A 17,957-nucleotide genomic window follows, 5' to 3' on the forward strand; every position below is an offset into this window, starting at 1 on the left:
TGATTGTTTGATCATGTCAATCCGACACGCTGCTGCGGTTTCGCCGCCGGGGCGTCGCACCGCTACTCGGTGCCGGCTACGGCCTCACCCGCGGCCGCGGGTTCGCGACCGGGCCCTGCGCCGCGCCCTCGGGGTGGGCGGAATGTCCTCCGCGGTCAGCACCGGTGCATTCCTGACCACCGTGTGCCTCGCGCACCTGGTGCTCGGCGCGCTTATGGGTGTACTAGTGCACGAATTCGGCGCCGACATGCTGTCGTTGTGGCCCGTGGGACCGGCGCTGTGTCATTGAGCCCGGGCGCGTAATCCGTGTTGGTCGGTGATCTCGATGACCGCATACCCGACGGTGATCAATCGGTCGCGCTCGAACTCCTTGAGAATCTTGTTGATCGATGGGCGCTGCGCTCCAAGCATTGCGGCGAGGGTGCGTTGGGCAAGTTCGATACGGGCATCGATTGCCTCGTCGAGCAGGAGCTGCGCAACCTGCGCGGGCAGCGGGCGGCCAAGCATGCCCATTAACCGAATCTGCGCAGTCGACACCCGTTGCGCCACACTCGACAGCCACCGCCGTGCGATGGCCGGGTGGGTAGCTAGCAGCCGCTCGAACGCCTGCCGGTCCAGGAACAGGCAGGTCGCTTGGGTCAAGGCGCGCCCCGTGTAGACCATCGGCATCTCCAGTAGCAGCGGGATGTCGCCATCGACATCGCCGGGATGAAGGATGTTCACCACGGCGCGGCGCCGCCTGGAGCCGACCGCGAGCTCAATTAATCCGTGTCGCACAATCCACACCCCGTCCGCGGTTTGATCGGCGTGGAATACCACTGCCCCGGGGGCAAACTCCTTGGCTTGTAACGTTTCGGCCAATGCCGACACATCGTCACGGTGCAGTGGCGCCGAGCCTCCGCGACCGACGCACCGCGCAATCCAGGCTGCCTGTCGGACCTGGGCCTCGGAAGGCGGTTGGCCCCCAGTCACCGCATGAACGAGATGCCGCAGCGGGCGCACCGACCGATCTGCCATGGCCCCTCCTTGAGAGCAGGCGATGCCGTCATCGTGCTGCCAATTGTCAGCGCGCGTGGATTGCGTGCGGGTTGGCTTGCCCTGAATGGGAAATTAGTCGATCGAAGAGAAGCCCCAGGCACTCTGTCAGCACGCTGACAAACCGATTCTTGGCGGAGTTTTGCCATCGGTATGGTATTGGGGTGCCTACTCGATTGGCCCGCGGTGCGACCGTGCCGACTCGCCGTCTGCAGGACATCAACGATCAACCGGTGGACGTCCCGGCTGCGACCGGAAGGACACACCTGCAGTTTCGGCGGTTCGCGGCCTGTCCGATCTGCCACCTGCACCTGCGCAGCTTCGCCAACCGGCACCAAGAGGTTGCGGACAGTGGAATCACCGAGGTGGTGTTTTTTCATTCGGCGGCCGACGCGCTGCGCGGATACCAGTCCTTGCTACCGTTCGCCGTGATCGCCGACCCCGACCGAGTGCAGTACCGCGAGTTCGGCGTAGAGAAAAGCCTGGGCGCCATCACTCATCCGCGGGCATTGTGGGCTGCCGTTCGGGGGTCGGCGGCGATGTTGCATCGCAACGATCCGGAACGGGCGGGCGTCGGATTCGGTGACGGCACAACGCATCTGGGATTGCCCGCCGACTTTCTCCTGGATGCCGATGGAACTGTCGCCGCTGTGCACTATGGGCGTCATGCCGACGACCAATGGTCGGTGGATCAGCTCATCGACATCAACCGCTCGCTTGGAGGTAAGGGCACTCAGTGACTCATTCCCGTCTGATCGGCGCACTTACCGTAGTCGCAATTATCGTCACTGCATGTGGTTCGCAGCCGAAATCCCAGCCCGCAGTGGCACCTACCGGGGACGCGGCCGCTGCCACCCAGGTGCCGGCGGGCCAAACCGTTCCCGCCCAGCTGCAGTTCAGCGCCAAAACCCTTGATGGGCACGACTTTCACGGGGAAAGCCTGCTGGGTAAGCCCGCGGTGCTGTGGTTCTGGGCGCCCTGGTGTCCGACGTGCCAAGGCGAAGCGCCGGTAGTCGGCCAGGTCGCCGCGTCACACCCGGAAGTGACGTTCGTCGGGGTGGCCGGCCTGGATCAAGTACCCGCAATGCAGGAGTTCGTCAACAAATACCCGGTGAAAACGTTTACCCAGCTGGCTGATACCGACGGGTCGGTCTGGGCGAATTTCGGTGTCACCCAGCAGCCTGCGTACGCGTTCGTTGACCCGCACGGCAACGTCGACGTCGTCAGGGGTCGGATGTCGCAGGACGAACTGACGCGGCGCGTCACGGCGTTAACCAGCCGTTGATCGACGCCACGCCGGTCGGCTTGGCGTTGGCCCACGCAGAAATGCCTGGCCTTCGCGACGAGTTGGGGCTTGCGCCGCGTGTGATACTGCCCTCATGACGATGGCTCGGGTGCGTCGCGGCACGGAACTGTTGTTGTCACCTCAGTCGCCGCCGGCCACCGGCGGGCTGATCGTGTTGACCGGTCTGCGGCTGTTGGCTGGGTTGATCTGGCTCTACAACGTGGTCTGGAAGGTGCCGCCGGACTTCGGTGAGCGCGGCCGGCGGGACCTGTATCACTTCACGCATCTGGCGGTTGAACATCCGGTGTTCACACCGTTCAGCTGGGTGATCGAGCATGCCGTGCTGCCGTACTTCACGGCATTCGGTTGGGGGGTGTTGTTCGCGGAGTCCGCGCTGGCGGTGCTGCTGCTGACCGGGACGGCCGTGCGGCTGGCCGCGTTGATCGGGATCGGGCAGTCGGTCGCGATCGGGCTGTCGGTGGCCGAGTCACCCGGGGAGTGGCCGTGGGCGTACGCGATGCTGCTGGGCATCCACGTCGTCTTGCTGTTCACCTGCTCGACCCGGTACGCCGCCGTCGACGCGGTGCGCGCCGCCGCCACGGGGTCGGCCGCTCGGACGGCGGCGCAGCGGCTGCTGGCCGGTTGGGGAATCGTGCTTGGGCTGATCGGACTTGTCGCGGTATGGCGTGGCCTGGGCGATGATCGACCCGCCTATGTCGGGATACGGGCGTTGGAGTTCTCCCTCGGGGAATACAACCTGCGCGGCGCACTGGTGCTGATCGCGATCGCGCTGGCAATGTTGGCGGCCGCCAAACGCGGCTGGCGCACCGTCGCGTTGGTCGCGGCGGTGGTCGCGGTGGCCGCCGCGGCCGCCATCTACCTGCAAGTCGGCCGGACCGCGGTGTGGCTCGGCGGGACGAACACCACCGCAGCGGTTTTCGTGTGCGCGGCGGTGGTGAGTCTGGCAACCGGATTCCGGATCGGACGGGTGGAAGGGGCGTGATGGCCACACCGGGCGTTGTGCAGGAAGTCGTTTCCGTCGCTGCAGAACACGCCGAGCGGGTCGACACCGACTGTGCTTTCCCGGCCGAGGCGGTCGACGCCCTCCGCAAGACCGGCCTGCTGGGTCTGGTGCTGCCCCGCGAGATCGGCGGAATGGGTTCCGGACCAGTGGAATTCACCGAGGTGGTCGCCCAGCTGTCGGCTGCATGTGGATCAACGGCGATGATCTATTTGATGCACATGGCGGCCGCTGTTACGGTAGCCGCGTCGCCTCCGCCGGGTCTGCCGGATCTGTTGGCGGACATGGCTTCCGGAAAACAACTTGGCACCTTGGCATTCAGTGAACCGGGTTCTCGTTCGCACTTCTGGGCGCCCGTGTCCACGGCGAGCGCCGACGGTGACGGCATCGCGGTGCGGGCCGACAAGAGCTGGGTGACCTCGGCGGGGTTCGCCGACGTCTATGTGGTGTCCGTCGGTTCGGCCGACGGTGCCGCGGGCGAGGTCGACCTCTACGCGGTTCCGGCGGACACACCGGGCCTGCGGGTAGCGGGCACCTTCACCGGGATGGGTCTGCGGGGGAATGCCTCCGCGCCAATGGCCGTCGACATTCGCATCCCGGATTCGTATCGTCTCGGGGAGGCCGGCGGCGGATTCGGCATCATGATGCAAACGGTACTGCCCTGGTTCAATCTCGGAAATGCGGCTGTCTCACTGGGTTTGGCGACCGCAGCCACCGGTGCCGCGGTCAAGCACGTCGGGACCGCCCGGTTGGAACACCTCGGTGGCAGCCTGGCCGAGCTGCCCACGATCCGCGCCCAGATCGCTCGGATGGGCACCACGCTGGCCGCGCAAAAGGCGTACCTTGAGGTCGCCGCCAACAGTGTCAGCTCGCCCGACGACACCACCTTGACCCACGTGCTGGGTGTGAAGGCCTCGGTCAACGACGCCGCGCTGACCATCACCGAATCGGCCATGCGGGTGTGCGGCGGGGCCGCGTTCTCCAAGCATCTGCCCATCGAACGCGCCTTCCGCGACGCCCGGGCGGGGTCGGTGATGGCGCCAACCGCCGACGCGCTCTACGACTTCTACGGCAGGGCCGTCACCGGGCTGCCGCTGTTCTAGGAGGCGATATGTCAACCGAACCGCTCGTCGTGGGAGCAGTCGCATACACACCCAACGTGGTCCCGATTTGGGAAGGCATCCGCGGCTACTTCCAAGACTCCGAAAGCCCGGACACCCAAATGGATTTCGTGCTCTACTCCAACTACGCGCGGCTGGTCGATTCGCTGATCGCCGGCCACATCGACATCGCCTGGAACACCAACCTGGCCTACGTGCGGACCGTGCTGCAAACCGGCGGGCGGTGCACGCCATTGGCCCAGCGCGATACCGACGTCGACTACACCACCGTGTTCGTTGCACATGCCGGCAGCGATCTGCACGGCGCTAAAGACATTGCCGGAAAGCGCCTTGCGCTCGGGTCCGCCGACTCTGCGCACGCGGCCATCTTGCCGCTCTATTATCTGCGCCGGGCGGGCATCGCCGAGTCTGACCTGCAGGTGATCCGCTTCGACACCGACATCGGCAAGCACGGCGACACCGGTCGCAGCGAACTCGACGCGGTGGATGCGGTGCTCGCCGGTGAGGCCGACGTGGCGGCGATCGGCAGCTCCACGTGGGCCGCGATGGGCGCCGCGGAGCTGATGGGGGAGTCGTTGACCGAGGTGTGGCGCACCGACGGCTACTGCCACTGCATGTTCACCGCGCTGGATACGCTGCCCGCCGAAAGATACCAGCCGTGGCTCGACCGGTTGCTGGCGATGAGCTGGGATGACTCCGAGCATCGAAAGATCCTCGAACTCGAGGGTTTACGACGTTGGGTGCCTCCGCACCTGGACGGCTACAAGCCGCTGTTCGAGGCCGTGCAGGAGCAGGGCATCGACCCGCGATGGTGATCATAGAGCTGATGCGCCGGGTGGTAGGTCTCGCACAGGGAGCTACCGCCGAGGTCGCCGTCTATGGCGACCGAGATCGTGATCTCGCCGAGCGATGGTGCGCGAACACCGGAAACACCCTGGTGCGCGCCGACGTGGACCAGACCGGCGTCGGCACCCTGGTGGTGCGCCGCGGCCATCCGCCTGACCCGGCAAGCGTGTTGGGCCCCGACCGGCTACCCGGGGTCCGGTTGTGGCTGTACACCAACTTCCACTGCAACCTGTGCTGCGACTACTGCTGCGTCTCGTCGTCACCAAGCACCCCGCATCGCGAACTGGGGGCGGAGCGGATCGGCCGAATCGTCGGTGAAGCGGCGCGCTGGGGAGTGCGCGAACTGTTCCTCACCGGCGGTGAGCCGTTCCTGCTGCCCGACATCGACACGATCATCGCGACCTGTGTGAAGCAGTTGCCCACCACCGTCCTCACCAACGGCATGGTGTTCAAAGGGCGGGGTCGGCGCGCGCTGGAATCCCTACCTAGAGGGCTCGCCTTGCAGATCAGCCTGGACTCGGCCACCCCGGAGCTGCACGATGCGCACCGCGGCGCGGGGACGTGGGTCAAGGCAGTAGCTGGTATCCGGTTGGCGCTCTCACTGGGCTTCCGGGTGCGGGTGGCCGCGACGGTTGCCAGCCCCGCACCTGGCGAGCTGACGGCGTTTCACGACTTCCTCGACGGGCTTGGCATCGCACCCGGGGATCAGCTGGTCCGGCCGATCGCGCTGGAGGGCGCCGCGTCGCAAGGGGTGGCGCTCACCCGCGAATCGCTGGTTCCCGAGGTGACCGTCACCGCCGACGGCGTGTACTGGCACCCAGTGGCCGCCACCGACGAGCGCGCCCTGGTCACCCGTACCGTCGAACCCTTGACCCCGGCGCTGGACATGGTAAGCCGGCTATTCGCCGAACAGTGGACACGAGCCGCCGAAGAGGCCGCGTTGTTCCCGTGTGCGTAGTGCCCAGTCTGCCGGCCGCGAACCCAGGATTAATTGCTGATGACAAGTATTGCCCTACTGCACTATAGTTCTGCTTGCACTTGAAAACAACGAGCCGTGATGCGGGTCGTAAGGGATTCCGGTAAGGAACACCGTCAAGTTCTTGCACGCGTCGGCGGCAGTGTTGCCTCAACGCCCAAACTGCACCAAACTGTTTCGCCCACGGCGGGGCGTGTCTGAGAGGTATCGCGTGACCACCGCCCATAACGGATCCGCTCCGCGTTTTCAACGTACCCGCTCTGGCTACGACCCGGTCGCAGTCAATCATTACATCGCCGAACTCGTGCTGCGTCAGCAGGCGCAGCACTGTGAGATTGAAACGCTCAAGGCAGAAATAGCCAGTCTGAAGGACGAAAACGCTGCCCTGAAGGACACCTCGCCGTCAGCACAGGCGGTGACCGATCGGATGGCGAAAATGCTTCGACTCGCTGTCGACGAGGTCTTCCAGATGCAGTCGGAGGCACGGGCCGAGGCCGCAACATTAGTTTCTGCGGCTAGGGATGAGGCGGAAGCGGTCCGAACGCAGAAGCGAGAAATGCTGGCGGATATGAACGCCCGGCAAAGAGCGCTGGAGTCCGAGCATGCCGACGTGATGCGCCGCGCTCGTGAAGAGGCTGAACAGCTTGTGGCGCAGGCAACCGCCGAGGTGGAGCGGATGCGTGTCATCGATGCCAGACGCCGTGAGAAAGCCGAGCAGGAACTTGATGCCGAAATCATCAGGCTTCGCACCGATGCCCAATTTCAGATCGACGATCAGCTGCAGGCCACACAGCAGGAGTGTGAGAAGCGGCTTGGCGAAGCCAAAATCGAGGCCGATCGACGGCTGCATGTTGCCGACGAGCAGATTGAGCACGGCCTCAGCGAGGCTCGGCGAACGTTGGAAGAGATCAGCCAGCGGCGAGTCGGCATCCTCGAACAACTAGCGCGTATTCACGCACAGCTCGAGAATATTCCAGCGCTCCTGGAATCGGCTCGACATAGCGAGACGGAGCCACTGCAGTCCATAAACGGCGCCGTCGCTGAGCTACGGGCCATTTAGCGATCGCGTGCCTGAGCGCGACTCATCTGTGACAGTTCCGTCACGGCTGGGTCAGGTGCCGGTGTCCTGGCGACGCCGACTGCGCACAGACCGAAACAGCACGGTGTGGATGTGCCATGATGTGCACGCTGTCAAGGCCAGTCGGGTGACGATGCGGGCCGGTGTGGTCCGAGGAGGAGCCCGACAATTTAAGCTAGTCGGGTGACGATGCGGGCCGGTGTGGTCCGAGGAGGAGCCCGACAATTTAAGCTAGTCAGGGAGCCCTCAGGAGCGGTGGTGGATCTCAATTTTTCGATGGTCACGCGACCAATCGAGCGCCTGGTGGCCACGGCGCAGAACGGTCTGGAAGTCCTGCGACTCGGGGGCCTGGAAACCGGCAGTGTTCCGTCGCCGTCCCAAATCGTTGAGAGCGTACCGATGTACAAGCTGCGGCGGTATTTTCCGCCGGACAACCGCCCGGGACAGCCACCGGTGGGTCCGCCGGTGCTGATGGTGCACCCGATGATGATGTCGGCGGACATGTGGGACGTCACCCGTGAAGACGGCGCGGTGGGGATCCTGCACGCCAGCGGGCTAGATCCCTGGGTCATCGACTTCGGCTCACCCGACGAGGTCGAGGGCGGAATGCGCCGTAACCTGGCCGACCACATCGTCGCCCTCAGCGAGGCGGTCGATACCGTCAAGGACGCCACTGGCCACGATGTGCACTTCGTCGGGTATTCGCAGGGTGGCATGTTCTGCTATCAGGCCGCGGCATACCGGCGTTCGAAGGACATCGCCAGCGTGGTCGCGTTCGGCTCGCCGGTGGACACCCTGGCCGCGTTGCCCATGGGCATCCCGGCGAACATGGGCGCTGCGGTCGCCGATTTCATGGCCGATCACGTCTTCAATCGCTTGGATATCCCAAGCTGGATGGCGCGCATGGGTTTTCAGATGATGGACCCACTCAAAACCGCGAAGGCCCGGGTGGACTTCGTGCGTCAGTTGCACGACCGCGAGGCACTGCTGCCGCGGGAACAACAGCGCCGGTTCCTGGAATCCGAAGGATGGATCGCCTGGTCGGGCCCGGCGATCTCGGAACTGCTCAAGCAGTTCATCGCGCACAACCGAATGATGACGGGTGGTTTCGCCATCAGCGGCCAGATGGTGACGCTTACCGATATCACTTGCCCGATACTGGCGTTCGTCGGTGAGGTCGACGACATCGGCCAGCCGGCGTCGGTACGCGGCATCCGGCGGGCCGCGCCCAACTCCGAGGTCTACGAATGTCTCATCCGGGCAGGGCATTTCGGTCTCGTCGTGGGATCCCGAGCGGCACAACAGAGCTGGCCGACCGTGGCCGACTGGGTGCGCTGGATCTCCGGCGACGGCACCAAACCGGAAAACATCCACCTGATGGCCGATCAGCCGGCCGAACACACCGATAGCGGTGTGGCTTTCAGCTCCCGGGTCGCGCACGGCATCGGGGAGGTCTCGGAGGCTGCGTTGGCGCTGGCTCGCGGCGCGGCCGACGCAGTCGTTGCGGCCAACAGATCGGTGCGCACGCTGGCGGTGGAGACGGTGCGGACGCTGCCGCGACTAGCCCGGTTGGGTCAGCTCAACGACCACACCCGGATCTCGCTGGGCCGCATCATCGACGAACAGGCACACGATGCCCCGAAGGGTGAATTCCTGTTGTTCGACGGGCGCGTGCACACCTATGAGGCGGTAAACCGGCGGATCAACAATGTCGTTCGTGGCCTCATCGCGGTCGGGGTGCGGCAGGGTGACCGTGTCGGCGTGCTGATGGAGACTCGGCCCAGCGCGCTGGTCGCCATCGCCGCGCTGTCTCGGCTGGGAGCGGTTGCCGTGGTGATGCGGCCAGACACCGACCTGTCCGCGTCGGTCCGGCTCGGGAGAGTGACCGAGATCCTGACCGACCCTACCAATCTGGATGCTGCGCGCCAGTTGCCCGGACAGGTGCTGGTGTTGGGTGGTGGTGAATCGCGTGATCTGGATCTGCCGGCCGACGCACTTGAACAGGGCCAAGTCATCGACATGGAAAAAATCGACCCGGACGCCGTCGAGTTGCCGGCGTGGTATCGACCGAATCCCGGATTGGCGCGGGATCTGGCGTTCATCGCGTTCAGTTCGGCCGACGGCGACCTGGTGGCCAAGCAGATCACCAACTACCGCTGGGCGGTGTCGGCCTTCGGGACCGCCTCGACGGCGGCCCTCGGCCGCAGAGACACGGTGTACTGTTTGACGCCGCTGCACCATGAGTCCGCACTGTTGGTCAGCCTGGGCGGCGCGGTCGTGGGCGGAACCCGTATCGCATTGTCCCGCGGCTTGCGCCCGGACCGGTTCGTGGCCGAGGTACGCCAGTACGGCGTCACCGTCGTCTCCTACACATGGGCCATGCTGCGTGACGTGGTCGACGATCCGGCGTTCGTGTTGCACGGCAACCATCCGGTGCGGTTGTTCATCGGCTCGGGCATGCCGACCGGATTGTGGGAGCGGGTCGTCGAAGCGTTCGCACCGGCGCACGTCGTCGAGTTTTTCGCCACCACCGACGGACAGGCGGTGCTGGCCAACGTGGCTGGCGCCAAGATCGGCAGCAAGGGCCGTCCGTTGCCTGGCGCCGGACGTGTCGAACTTGGGGCCTACGACGCCGAACATGACCTGATCCTGGAGAACGACCGCGGCTTCGTGCAGGTCGCCGGTGTCAACCAGGTCGGGGTGCTGCTCGCACAATCCAGAGGGCCGATCGATCCGACCGCGTCGGTCAAACGCGGTGTCTTCGCTCCCGCTGACACCTGGATATCTACCGACTACCTATTCTGGCGTGACGACGATGGGGACTACTGGCTGGCGGGTGGACGCGGCTCGGTGGTGCGCACTGCGCGCGGGATGGTTTACACCGAGCCGGTCACCAACGCGTTGGGCCTCATCACCGGTGTCGACCTCGCGGTGACCTACGGTGTATTGGTGCGCGGTCGCCACGTCGCGGTGTCGGCGGTGACGTTGCTGCCTGGAGCGACCATCACAGCCGCCGACTTGACCGAAGCCGTGGCGAGCATGCCGGTGGGGCTGGGACCTGACATCGTGCACGTGGTGCCGCAGCTAACGCTCAGCGGTACTTACCGGCCAACGGTCAGCGCGTTGCGGGCCAACGGGATTCCCAAGGCGGGCCGTCAGGCATGGTATTTCAACTCCGGCGGCAACGAGTACCGGCGGTTGACGCCGGCGGTCCGCACCGAGTTGACCGGCCAGCATCGGCGCGGCAATGCTTGACGAGGCGCTGCTCGCCATCCTGGTGTGCCCGGCGGATCGAGGTCCGCTCGTCTTGGTCGAGGACGGCGACATCCAGGTGCTCTATAACCCGCGGCTGCGGCGCGCCTACCGCATCGAGGACGGTATCCCGGTTCTGCTGGTCGACGAGGCCCGCGAGGTCGACGAGGACGAGCACGCCCGCCTCATGGCGCGAGGTCGTCCGGCAGCTCCCCAGTGAGGTAGCGCTGCAGGTTGGGCGCGATGGTTTGCACGATCTGTTCGGCCGGCAACGAAGCAAACGGTTCGATTCTGACGATGTAGCGCGCCATGACCACACCCATCAGTTGCGACGCGACGAACTGGGTACGGATCTTGCCCGTTCCCGGCGGGTTGTCGACGCGGGACCCAAGCTCCACGGTGACCACTTCCTCAAGGAAGGAGCGCGCCAGGCCCACGTCGGAGCCTGAGATCAAGGATCTCAGCGTCGCGATCAACCCGGCACCCAGTTCGGAATCCCAAATCGGCAGCAACAAGGACGGCAGCTTGTAACCGAGTTCCTCGACAGGCGCCTCGCGAATCGGACCGATGATGACCATCGGGTCGATCGGAATGTGGATCGCGGCGGCGAAAAGCTGCTGTTTGGTGCCGAAGTAGTGATGCACTAGTGCGGCATCAACACCGGCCTTGGCGGCCACGGCTCGGATCGATGTTCTGTCAATGCCGTTGTGCGCAAAGAGTTCTCGGGCACTGGACAGGATTCGCTCCCTAGTGTCAGAGCTGCCGGCGGGTCGCCCGGGCCGTCTGCGGCTGTTGTCCGGCGCCGCCACGCTATGACGTCCGTCGCCGCAGTGTCACCGCCGCCAGACACAGCGACGCGACCGCGAAACTCAGCACGACGACGACGTCGCGCACCGCGATACCGGTCAGCTCCGGATGCGCACCCACCTGTTGTAGCGCCTCGAGCGCGTAGCTGGCCGGCATCACGTTACTGATCCACTCCAGCCACGTCGGCATCAGTGCCCGCGGGACGATGATGCCGGCGAGCAGCAGCTGCGGCACCATCACCAGCGGGATGAACTGTACGGCCTGAAATTCGGTGCGGGCGAAGGCACTACACAATAGACCGAGCCCGACACCCAAGACGGCGTTGACGATCGCGATCGCGAACACCCACACCGGGCTGCCCGCCGTGTCAAAGCCAAGGAACCAGAACGCCACAATGCAGGCCAGCGTGGCCTGCGCCGCCGCGGCGATCGAGAACGCGGTCCCGTAGCCGGCGAGCAGATCAAGCCGGCGTAGCGGGGTGGTCAGGATGCGCTCCAGCGTTCCCGAAGCCCTTTCGCGTTGCATGGTGATCGCCGTGATCACAAACATCACAAAGAGTGGGAACAGGCCCAGTAGCACCAGGCAAGCGGTGTTGAACCCGGATGGGGTACCGGGGCGATGCGGGACGTTCTCGAACATGAAATACATCAGCGTGATGATCAGGATGGGTACCAGCAAGATCATCGCGACACTGCGGTGATCAGCGGCAAGCTGCCGGAGAATCCGCGCCGTAGTGGCCGTGTAGTTCTGCAGCGTTAGCCGGCCGCGGGCACGGTGGTGGTGCGTCGGACGATGGACAGAAACGCTTCCTCCAGTGATGTGCATCCGGTTTCCTTTCGTAGACGGTGCGGCGTTGTGTGGGCCAGCAGCTGCCCCTGGCGCAGAAGCAACAGATCGCCGCAGCGGTCGGCCTCGTCCATTACGTGGCTGGACACCAACAGCGTGGTGCCACGCCGCGCCAGCGCCGTGAACCGATCCCATAATTCGACGCGCAATACCGGATCCAGGCCGATGGTCGGCTCGTCGAGCACTAGCAGATCAGGCCGGCCGACCAGCGCACACGCCAGCGAGACCCGGGCCCGCTGGCCGCCGGACAGGTTGGCACAACGGGCGGTGCGGTGATCGCGCAGGTCCACCGCTTCGATCACCTCATCGGCGGCTTGCCTGTCGACGCCGCAGAGTTCGGCGAAGTAGCGGATGTTGTCGATCACCCGCAGGTCGTTGTAAATGGTCGGGTCCTGAGGCATGTATCCAACCCGATGGCGTAGTTCGGCTGACCCAGCCGGTTGGCCCAGCACGCTCACCGAACCCGAGGCAATGATTTGGGAGCCAACGATGCAGCGAATCAGTGTTGTCTTGCCCGACCCGGACGGACCGAGCAGGCCGGTGATCGTGCCGCAGGCGACCCGGACCGAAACATCCTGCAGGGCAAGGCGTTTACCACGGATGACGCGCAGCTGGTCGATGATGACCGCGGGGTCGGCACCGTCGCGAAGTAATTCATCACTTGATGAAATCATCATGTGATGAATATCCGCCAGTCGTGCGGGTTTGTCAAGGGCCGGTGCACAATCGTCTCTGATGAACGCTGAGGAACTGGCGATCGACCCGGTCGCGGCCGCGCATCGGCTGCTCGGCGCAACTATTGCCGGACGGGGTGTGCGTGCGATGGTGGTCGAGGTCGAGGCGTATGGCGGGGTGCCCGACGGTCCCTGGCCGGACGCCGCGGCGCACTCTTACCGCGGCCGCAATGGCCGCAACGACGTCATGTTCGGGCCCCCGGGGCGGCTTTACACCTACCGCAGCCATGGGATCCATGTCTGTGCCAACGTCGCGTGCGGGCCCGATGGCACGGCTGCCGCTGTGCTACTTAGGGCCGCCGCCATCGAGGACGGCGCCGAGCTCGCCACGTCTCGGCGCGGGCAGACGGTGCGCGCTGTCGCACTGGCGCGCGGCCCGGGAAACCTCTGCGCTGCCCTCGGAATCACCATGGCCGACAACGGGATTGACTTGTTTGATCCGTCCAGTCCGGTGCGGCTGAGGCTCAACGACACGCACCGTGCCAGGTCGGGGCCGCGCGTTGGGGTCAGTCAAGCCGCTGACCGGCCATGGCGATTGTGGCTCACGGGTCGACCGGAGGTGTCGGCCTACCGGCGAAGCTCGCGGGCACCGGCCCGGGGAGCCAGCGACTAGAGTCTTGCGGGATGTCTGGCATGATCCTCGATGAGCTCAGCTGGCGCGGGTTGATCGCGCAGTCGACCGACCTCGACACGTTGGCCGCCGAAGCACAGCGCGGGCCGATGACGGTGTACGCCGGCTTCGATCCCACCGCGCCTAGCCTGCATGCCGGACATTTGGTGCCGCTGCTGACGTTGCGGCGCTTTCAGCGCGCCGGTCATCGCCCCATCGTGCTGGCCGGCGGGGCCACCGGCATGATCGGTGATCCACGTGACGTCGGCGAGCGCAGTCTCAACGAGGCCGACACCGTCGCCGAATGGACCGAACGGATCCGTGGGCAGCTGGAGCGCTTCGTCGACTTCGACGACTCACCAATGGGCGCGATCGTCGAGAACAACCTGGAATGGACCGGCTCACTATCGGCTATCGAGTTTCTACGTGATATCGGCAAGCACTTCTCGGTCAACGTGATGCTGGCCCGCGACACCATCCGGCGGCGTCTGGCGGGGGAGGGGATCTCTTACACCGAATTCAGCTACCTGTTGCTGCAGGCCAACGACTACGTCGAATTGCACCGGCGCCACGGCTGCACGCTGCAGATCGGTGGTGCAGATCAGTGGGGCAACATCATTGCCGGCGTCCGGTTGGTGCGCCAGAAGCTCGGTGCCACCGTGCATGCGCTTACCGTCCCCTTGGTGACCGCTGCCGACGGCACCAAGTTCGGCAAATCAACCGGCGGCGGGAGCCTGTGGTTGGATCCCCAAATGACCAGCCCCTATGCCTGGTACCAGTACTTCGTGAACACCGCGGACGCGGATGTGATCCGCTACCTACGGTGGTTCACCTTCTTGTCGGCCGACGAGTTGGCCGAGCTGGAACAGGCGACAGCGCAACGCCCGCAACAACGGGCCGCCCAGCGCCGGCTCGCCAGCGAGCTCACCGTCTTGGTGCATGGCGAGGCGGCGACCGCAGCCGTCGAGCATGCCAGCCGGGCACTCTTCGGTCGGGGCGAGTTGGCCCGTCTGGACGAGGCGACACTGGCTGCTGCGTTGCGGGAAACCACGGTCGCCGAACTCAAACCGGGCAGTCCCGACGGAATCGTCGACTTATTGGTGGCCAGCGGCCTGTCGGCCAGCAAGGGCGCGGCGCGGCGCACGATCCACGAGGGTGGGGTGTCGGTCAACAACATTCGGGTTGATAACGAGGAATGGGTGCCGCAAAGTTCGGACTTCTTGCACGGCCGCTGGTTAGTGCTACGTCGTGGAAAGCGGAGTATCGCCGGGGTGGAACGGATTGGCTGAGCCGAGCCACCACGTCCTCGACGTCCTCGGGTCCCAAGGTGATATGCGACGTGAGCGGCCCATGGAATATCGCTGGGCGGTAGGGGAGGGCCAGCGGGGGATCTTATCTCGAGGGATGGGGTGGGGATGCATCGATAAGCCCCCCGCTGAAGCCTGGGGTTCGACGGGGATCTCAGACTTGGGGGGATTGGGAGGTGATGAGACCCCCGTCGAAGTCTAGTGCGTTGACCTCACTCGGCGGTGTCGCCGGCGTGGAACAACGGGATCGAGTACGTGGTCTCGCTCTCACTAAACAGCTGTGCGTGTGACAACGGGTCATCATCCTTTCATGTGACAGGCGAGCGGCGTTGCGTTGTAGTCGATTTCCACTTCCTGACTTATCTTTGGCGGGTTTGGACTCCGCTGGTATCCCACGACTAGTCGGTGGCCGGGGGAAATGCCGAATCCCGCATCCGGTGGATCGTGAAGTCCACCAATCGGGGGACGATCGGCCCCGCGGTGCCCCCCTACCCGGTTAACGCGCACACATTCCACACGAAACGCGTTAGTGTGCAAACCTTTATCCCACTGTGCTGTGAACGTGACTCTTGTTGGCCACTGTTGTCGAGGTGCCTTAAATGACGCAAGTGCGACAACAACGAGAAGCGGGAGATGACGGCACACACACACGACGGGACACGGACCTGGCGAACGGGCCGGCAGGCGACGACGTTGCTCGCGTTGCTGGCCGGGGTGTTTGGTGGTGCCGCGAGCTGCGCGGCGCCGATCCAGGCCGACATGATGGGTAACGCATTCCTGACGGCGTTGACCAACGCCGGCATTGCCTATGACCAACCGGCGACCACGGTGGCGCTAGGCAGATCGGTTTGTCCGATGGTGGTTGCGCCGGGCGGGACGTTCGAATCGATCACGTCCAGAATGGCTGAGATCAATGGCATGTCGCGTGATATGGCGAGTACGTTCACCATTGTCGCGATTGGGACGTATTGCCCGGCGGTGATTGCGCCGCTGATGCCTAACCGGTTACAGGCCTGATAGTTACGGGGCGCAGCAACCCCCGTAACCTCTACCGAGTGGTCGACGACAGGCAAGGGCGCAGGGGCGGGCGACGACCGCGCTCGGCTGCCGCCGACAACCGACCTGCGTTCCGGGATGGGCCCGCGATTCCGCCGGGTATCCACGCCAGGCAACTGGCGCCCGAGATCCGGCGCGAACTGAGCACCTTGGACCGTGCCACGGCCGACGCGGTGGCATGTCACCTGGTAGCTGCCGGCGAGTTGATCGACGACGACCCAGAAGCCGCTCTGCGCCACGCGCGGGCGGCGCGGGTTCGGGCCAGCAGGATCGCCGCTGTGCGCGAAGCTGTCGGAATCGCCGCCTACCGCTGCGGCGATTGGGCGCAGGCGTTGGCCGAATTGCGGGCAGCCCGAAGAATGGGGAGCAAGTCCCCCCTGCTTGCGTTGATCGCGGATTGCGAACGCGGTCTGGGCCGGCCGCAGCGGGCCATCGAATTGGCGCGCGGGTCCGAGGCGGTCGAGCTCAGCGGTGACGCCGCCGACGAGTTGCGCATCGTCGCCGCCGGCGCGCGCGCCGATCTCGGGCAACTGGAGCAGGCGTTGACGGTGTTGTCCACGCCGCAGCTCGACCCGGGCCGTACGGGTTCGACCGCGGCGCGCCTGTTCTACGCCTACGCTGAAATACTGCTGGCGTTGGGCCGTGGCGACGAGGCCCTGCAATGGTTCCTACGGTCCGCGGCGGCGGACATCGACGGCGTCACCGACGCCGAAGATCGGGTAGACGAGCTAGGCGCACGAGAACAGAAATGAAAAGCATTGCGCAGGAACATGACTGTCTGCTGATTGACCTGGACGGGACGGTGTTTTGTGGCCGTCAGCCCACCGGCGGCGCGGTGCAGTCGTTGAGTCAGGTGCGCAGCCGCAAGCTGTTTGTCACCAACAACGCGTCGCGTAGCGCCGACGAGGTGGCGGCGCACTTGTGCGAGCTCGGCTTCACCGCAACCGGTGAGGACGTCGTCACCAGCGCTCAGAGCGCTGCCCACCTGCTGGCCGGCCAGCTGGCGCCGGGTGCGCGGGTGCTCATCGTCGGCACCGAGGCGTTGGCTAACGAAGTCGCCGCGGTCGGATTGCGTCCGGTACGACGCTTTGAGGATCGACCCGACGCCGTCGTACAGGGCCTTTCAATGACCACCGGATGGTCCGACCTTGCCGAAGCCGCGCTGGCCATCCGGGCGGGCGCCCTGTGGGTGGCGGCCAACGTCGACCCCACCTTGCCCACCGAACGGGGCCTGCTGCCCGGCAACGGGTCCATGGTGGCTGCGCTGCGCACGGCCACCGGCATGGACCCCCGAGTGGCGGGCAAGCCCGCGCCCGCCTTGATGACCGAGGCGGTGGCCCGGGGCGACTTCCGGGCGGCACTGGTGGTCGGTGACCGGCTGGACACCGACATCGAGGGTGCCAACGCCGCGGGGTTGCCCAGCCTGATGGTGCTCACCGGGGTCAACAGCGCCTGGGATGCGGTGTACGCCGAGCCCGTGCGCCGGCCCACCTACATTGGCCACGACCTGCGCTCGTTACACCAGGACAGCAAGCTGCTGGCGGTGGCACCGCAGCCGGGCTGGCAGATCGACGTCGGTGGTGGTGCGGTAACGGTCTGCGCGAACGGCGACGTCGACGATCTGGAATTTATCGACGACGGGCTATCCATCGTTCGCGCTGTGGCCAGCGCGGTATGGGAGGCGCGGGCCGCCGATCTTCACCAGCGGCCACTGCGCATCGAGGCCGGCGACGAGCGGGCCCGTGCGGCCTTGCAACGCTGGTCGTTGATGCGCAGCGATCATCCGGTGACTAGCGTAGGAACGCAATGACCATCGATCCTGACCAGATCCGTGCCGAAATCGACGCCCTACTTGCTTCGCTGCCCGACCCCGCCGACGCCGAGAACGGACCGTCTCTGGCCGAACTCGAAGGCATCGCACGTCGTCTTTCCGAGGCGCACGAGGTGTTGTTGGCCGCCCTGGAGTCGGCGGAGAAGGGTTGA

General features: G+C 65.4%; 20 protein-coding genes. 16 read left to right on the forward strand and 4 right to left on the reverse strand.

All coding sequences use genetic code 11. The annotated features are described in order from the left end of the window. The first annotated feature begins 142 nt into the window (after nt 1-142). Complete coding sequence (locus MCAN_RS22935; RefSeq protein WP_003408267.1) at nt 143-289, forward strand: hypothetical protein; 147 nt, start codon at nt 143-145, stop codon at nt 287-289. Here the strand turns inward: MCAN_RS22935 and cmr are convergent. After that, nucleotides 283-1,017 (reverse strand): HTH-type transcriptional regulator Cmr, encoded by a 735-nt coding sequence (cmr, locus tag MCAN_RS08820; RefSeq protein ID WP_003408268.1) that lies wholly within the window; start codon nt 1,015-1,017, stop codon nt 283-285. The two genes, MCAN_RS22935 and cmr, sit on opposite strands and share 7 nt — an antisense overlap. Nucleotides 1,018-1,088: 71 nt before the next feature. Between cmr and MCAN_RS08825 the strand changes: the two genes are divergently transcribed. The 9 genes from MCAN_RS08825 (at nt 1,089) to MCAN_RS08865 (ending at nt 10,834) form a co-directional block, all read left to right on the forward strand. Further along, on the forward strand, nt 1,089-1,775 hold the full coding sequence (locus MCAN_RS08825; protein WP_014000879.1) for a peroxiredoxin-like family protein: 687 nt from the start codon (nt 1,089-1,091) through the stop codon (nt 1,773-1,775). After that, nucleotides 1,772-2,320 carry a protein disulfide oxidoreductase gene (locus MCAN_RS08830; RefSeq protein WP_003408271.1) on the forward strand — a complete coding sequence of 183 codons (549 nt, stop codon included), beginning with the start codon at nt 1,772-1,774 and terminating at the stop codon, nt 2,318-2,320. Before MCAN_RS08825 ends, MCAN_RS08830 begins: the two co-directional genes overlap by 4 nt. A 100-nt stretch (nt 2,321-2,420) precedes the next feature. Further along, a complete protein-coding gene (locus MCAN_RS08835) occupies nt 2,421-3,323 on the forward strand; it encodes an Rv1678 family membrane protein (RefSeq protein WP_014000880.1) in 903 nt (300 codons plus the stop codon). After that, the gene (gene fadE16 / locus MCAN_RS08840) at nt 3,323-4,444 is read left to right on the forward strand and encodes an Rv1679 family acyl-CoA dehydrogenase (RefSeq protein WP_014000881.1); all 1,122 of its coding nucleotides are present in this window, start codon (nt 3,323-3,325) and stop codon (nt 4,442-4,444) included. Before MCAN_RS08835 ends, fadE16 begins: the two co-directional genes overlap by 1 nt. An 8-nt stretch (nt 4,445-4,452) precedes the next feature. Further along, nucleotides 4,453-5,277, forward strand: coding sequence for an Rv1680 family SBP-like protein (locus tag MCAN_RS08845; protein WP_003898971.1), 825 nt, complete (start codon nt 4,453-4,455; stop codon nt 5,275-5,277). Beyond that, nucleotides 5,274-6,266 (forward strand): Rv1681 family radical SAM protein, encoded by a 993-nt coding sequence (locus MCAN_RS08850; RefSeq protein WP_003408279.1) that lies wholly within the window; start codon nt 5,274-5,276, stop codon nt 6,264-6,266. The genes MCAN_RS08845 and MCAN_RS08850 overlap by 4 nt, the downstream gene beginning before the upstream one ends. A gap of 229 nt (nt 6,267-6,495) precedes the next feature. Then, nucleotides 6,496-7,344: a coiled-coil domain-containing protein gene (locus tag MCAN_RS08855; protein WP_003898973.1), complete on the forward strand. Its 849-nt coding sequence runs from the start codon at nt 6,496-6,498 to the stop codon at nt 7,342-7,344. 273 nt (nt 7,345-7,617) lie between these two features. Next, entirely contained in the window at nt 7,618-10,617 is a 3,000-nt protein-coding gene (locus MCAN_RS08860) for an acyl-CoA synthetase (protein WP_003408360.1), read from the forward strand. After that, on the forward strand, nt 10,610-10,834 hold the full coding sequence (locus MCAN_RS08865; protein ID WP_003408362.1) for a Trm112 family protein: 225 nt from the start codon (nt 10,610-10,612) through the stop codon (nt 10,832-10,834). The genes MCAN_RS08860 and MCAN_RS08865 overlap by 8 nt, the downstream gene beginning before the upstream one ends. Here MCAN_RS08865 and MCAN_RS08870 read toward each other — a convergent pair. From MCAN_RS08870 to MCAN_RS08880, 3 genes are read right to left on the reverse strand one after another with little or no spacing between them, the layout of a single operon-like run. Further along, the gene (locus MCAN_RS08870; RefSeq protein WP_003408366.1) at nt 10,800-11,423 is read right to left on the reverse strand and encodes a TetR/AcrR family transcriptional regulator; all 624 of its coding nucleotides are present in this window, start codon (nt 11,421-11,423) and stop codon (nt 10,800-10,802) included. The two genes, MCAN_RS08865 and MCAN_RS08870, sit on opposite strands and share 35 nt — an antisense overlap. 1 nt (nt 11,424) lies before the next feature. Next, nucleotides 11,425-12,174 (reverse strand): ABC transporter permease, encoded by a 750-nt coding sequence (locus MCAN_RS08875; protein WP_003912666.1) that lies wholly within the window; start codon nt 12,172-12,174, stop codon nt 11,425-11,427. Between the two features lie 2 nt (nt 12,175-12,176). After that, nucleotides 12,177-12,944: an ABC transporter ATP-binding protein gene (locus MCAN_RS08880; RefSeq protein WP_003898975.1), complete on the reverse strand. Its 768-nt coding sequence runs from the start codon at nt 12,942-12,944 to the stop codon at nt 12,177-12,179. Nucleotides 12,945-13,002: 58 nt separating this feature from the next. Here MCAN_RS08880 and MCAN_RS08885 point away from each other — a divergent pair, with 58 nt between their 5' ends. The 6 genes from MCAN_RS08885 (at nt 13,003) to MCAN_RS08910 (ending at nt 17,957) form a co-directional block, all read left to right on the forward strand. Continuing rightward, the gene (locus MCAN_RS08885) at nt 13,003-13,614 is read left to right on the forward strand and encodes a DNA-3-methyladenine glycosylase (protein ID WP_003408373.1); all 612 of its coding nucleotides are present in this window, start codon (nt 13,003-13,005) and stop codon (nt 13,612-13,614) included. Nucleotides 13,615-13,625: 11 nt separating this feature from the next. Further along, entirely contained in the window at nt 13,626-14,900 is a 1,275-nt protein-coding gene (gene tyrS / locus MCAN_RS08890) for a tyrosine--tRNA ligase (RefSeq protein ID WP_003408375.1), read from the forward strand. A gap of 651 nt (nt 14,901-15,551) precedes the next feature. Beyond that, on the forward strand, nt 15,552-15,935 hold the full coding sequence (lprJ, locus tag MCAN_RS08895) for a lipoprotein LprJ (protein ID WP_003408378.1): 384 nt from the start codon (nt 15,552-15,554) through the stop codon (nt 15,933-15,935). A 38-nt stretch (nt 15,936-15,973) separates the two neighbouring features. Beyond that, on the forward strand, nt 15,974-16,726 hold the full coding sequence (locus tag MCAN_RS08900; RefSeq protein ID WP_003408379.1) for a tetratricopeptide repeat protein: 753 nt from the start codon (nt 15,974-15,976) through the stop codon (nt 16,724-16,726). Beyond that, nucleotides 16,723-17,784 (forward strand): HAD-IIA family hydrolase, encoded by a 1,062-nt coding sequence (locus MCAN_RS08905; protein ID WP_003408380.1) that lies wholly within the window; start codon nt 16,723-16,725, stop codon nt 17,782-17,784. The genes MCAN_RS08900 and MCAN_RS08905 overlap by 4 nt, the downstream gene beginning before the upstream one ends. Then, a complete protein-coding gene (locus MCAN_RS08910; RefSeq protein ID WP_003408381.1) occupies nt 17,781-17,957 on the forward strand; it encodes a hypothetical protein in 177 nt (58 codons plus the stop codon). The genes MCAN_RS08905 and MCAN_RS08910 overlap by 4 nt, the downstream gene beginning before the upstream one ends.

The organism is Mycobacterium canetti CIPT 140010059, from assembly GCF_000253375.1.
GTDB lineage: Bacteria > Actinomycetota > Actinomycetes > Mycobacteriales > Mycobacteriaceae > Mycobacterium > Mycobacterium tuberculosis.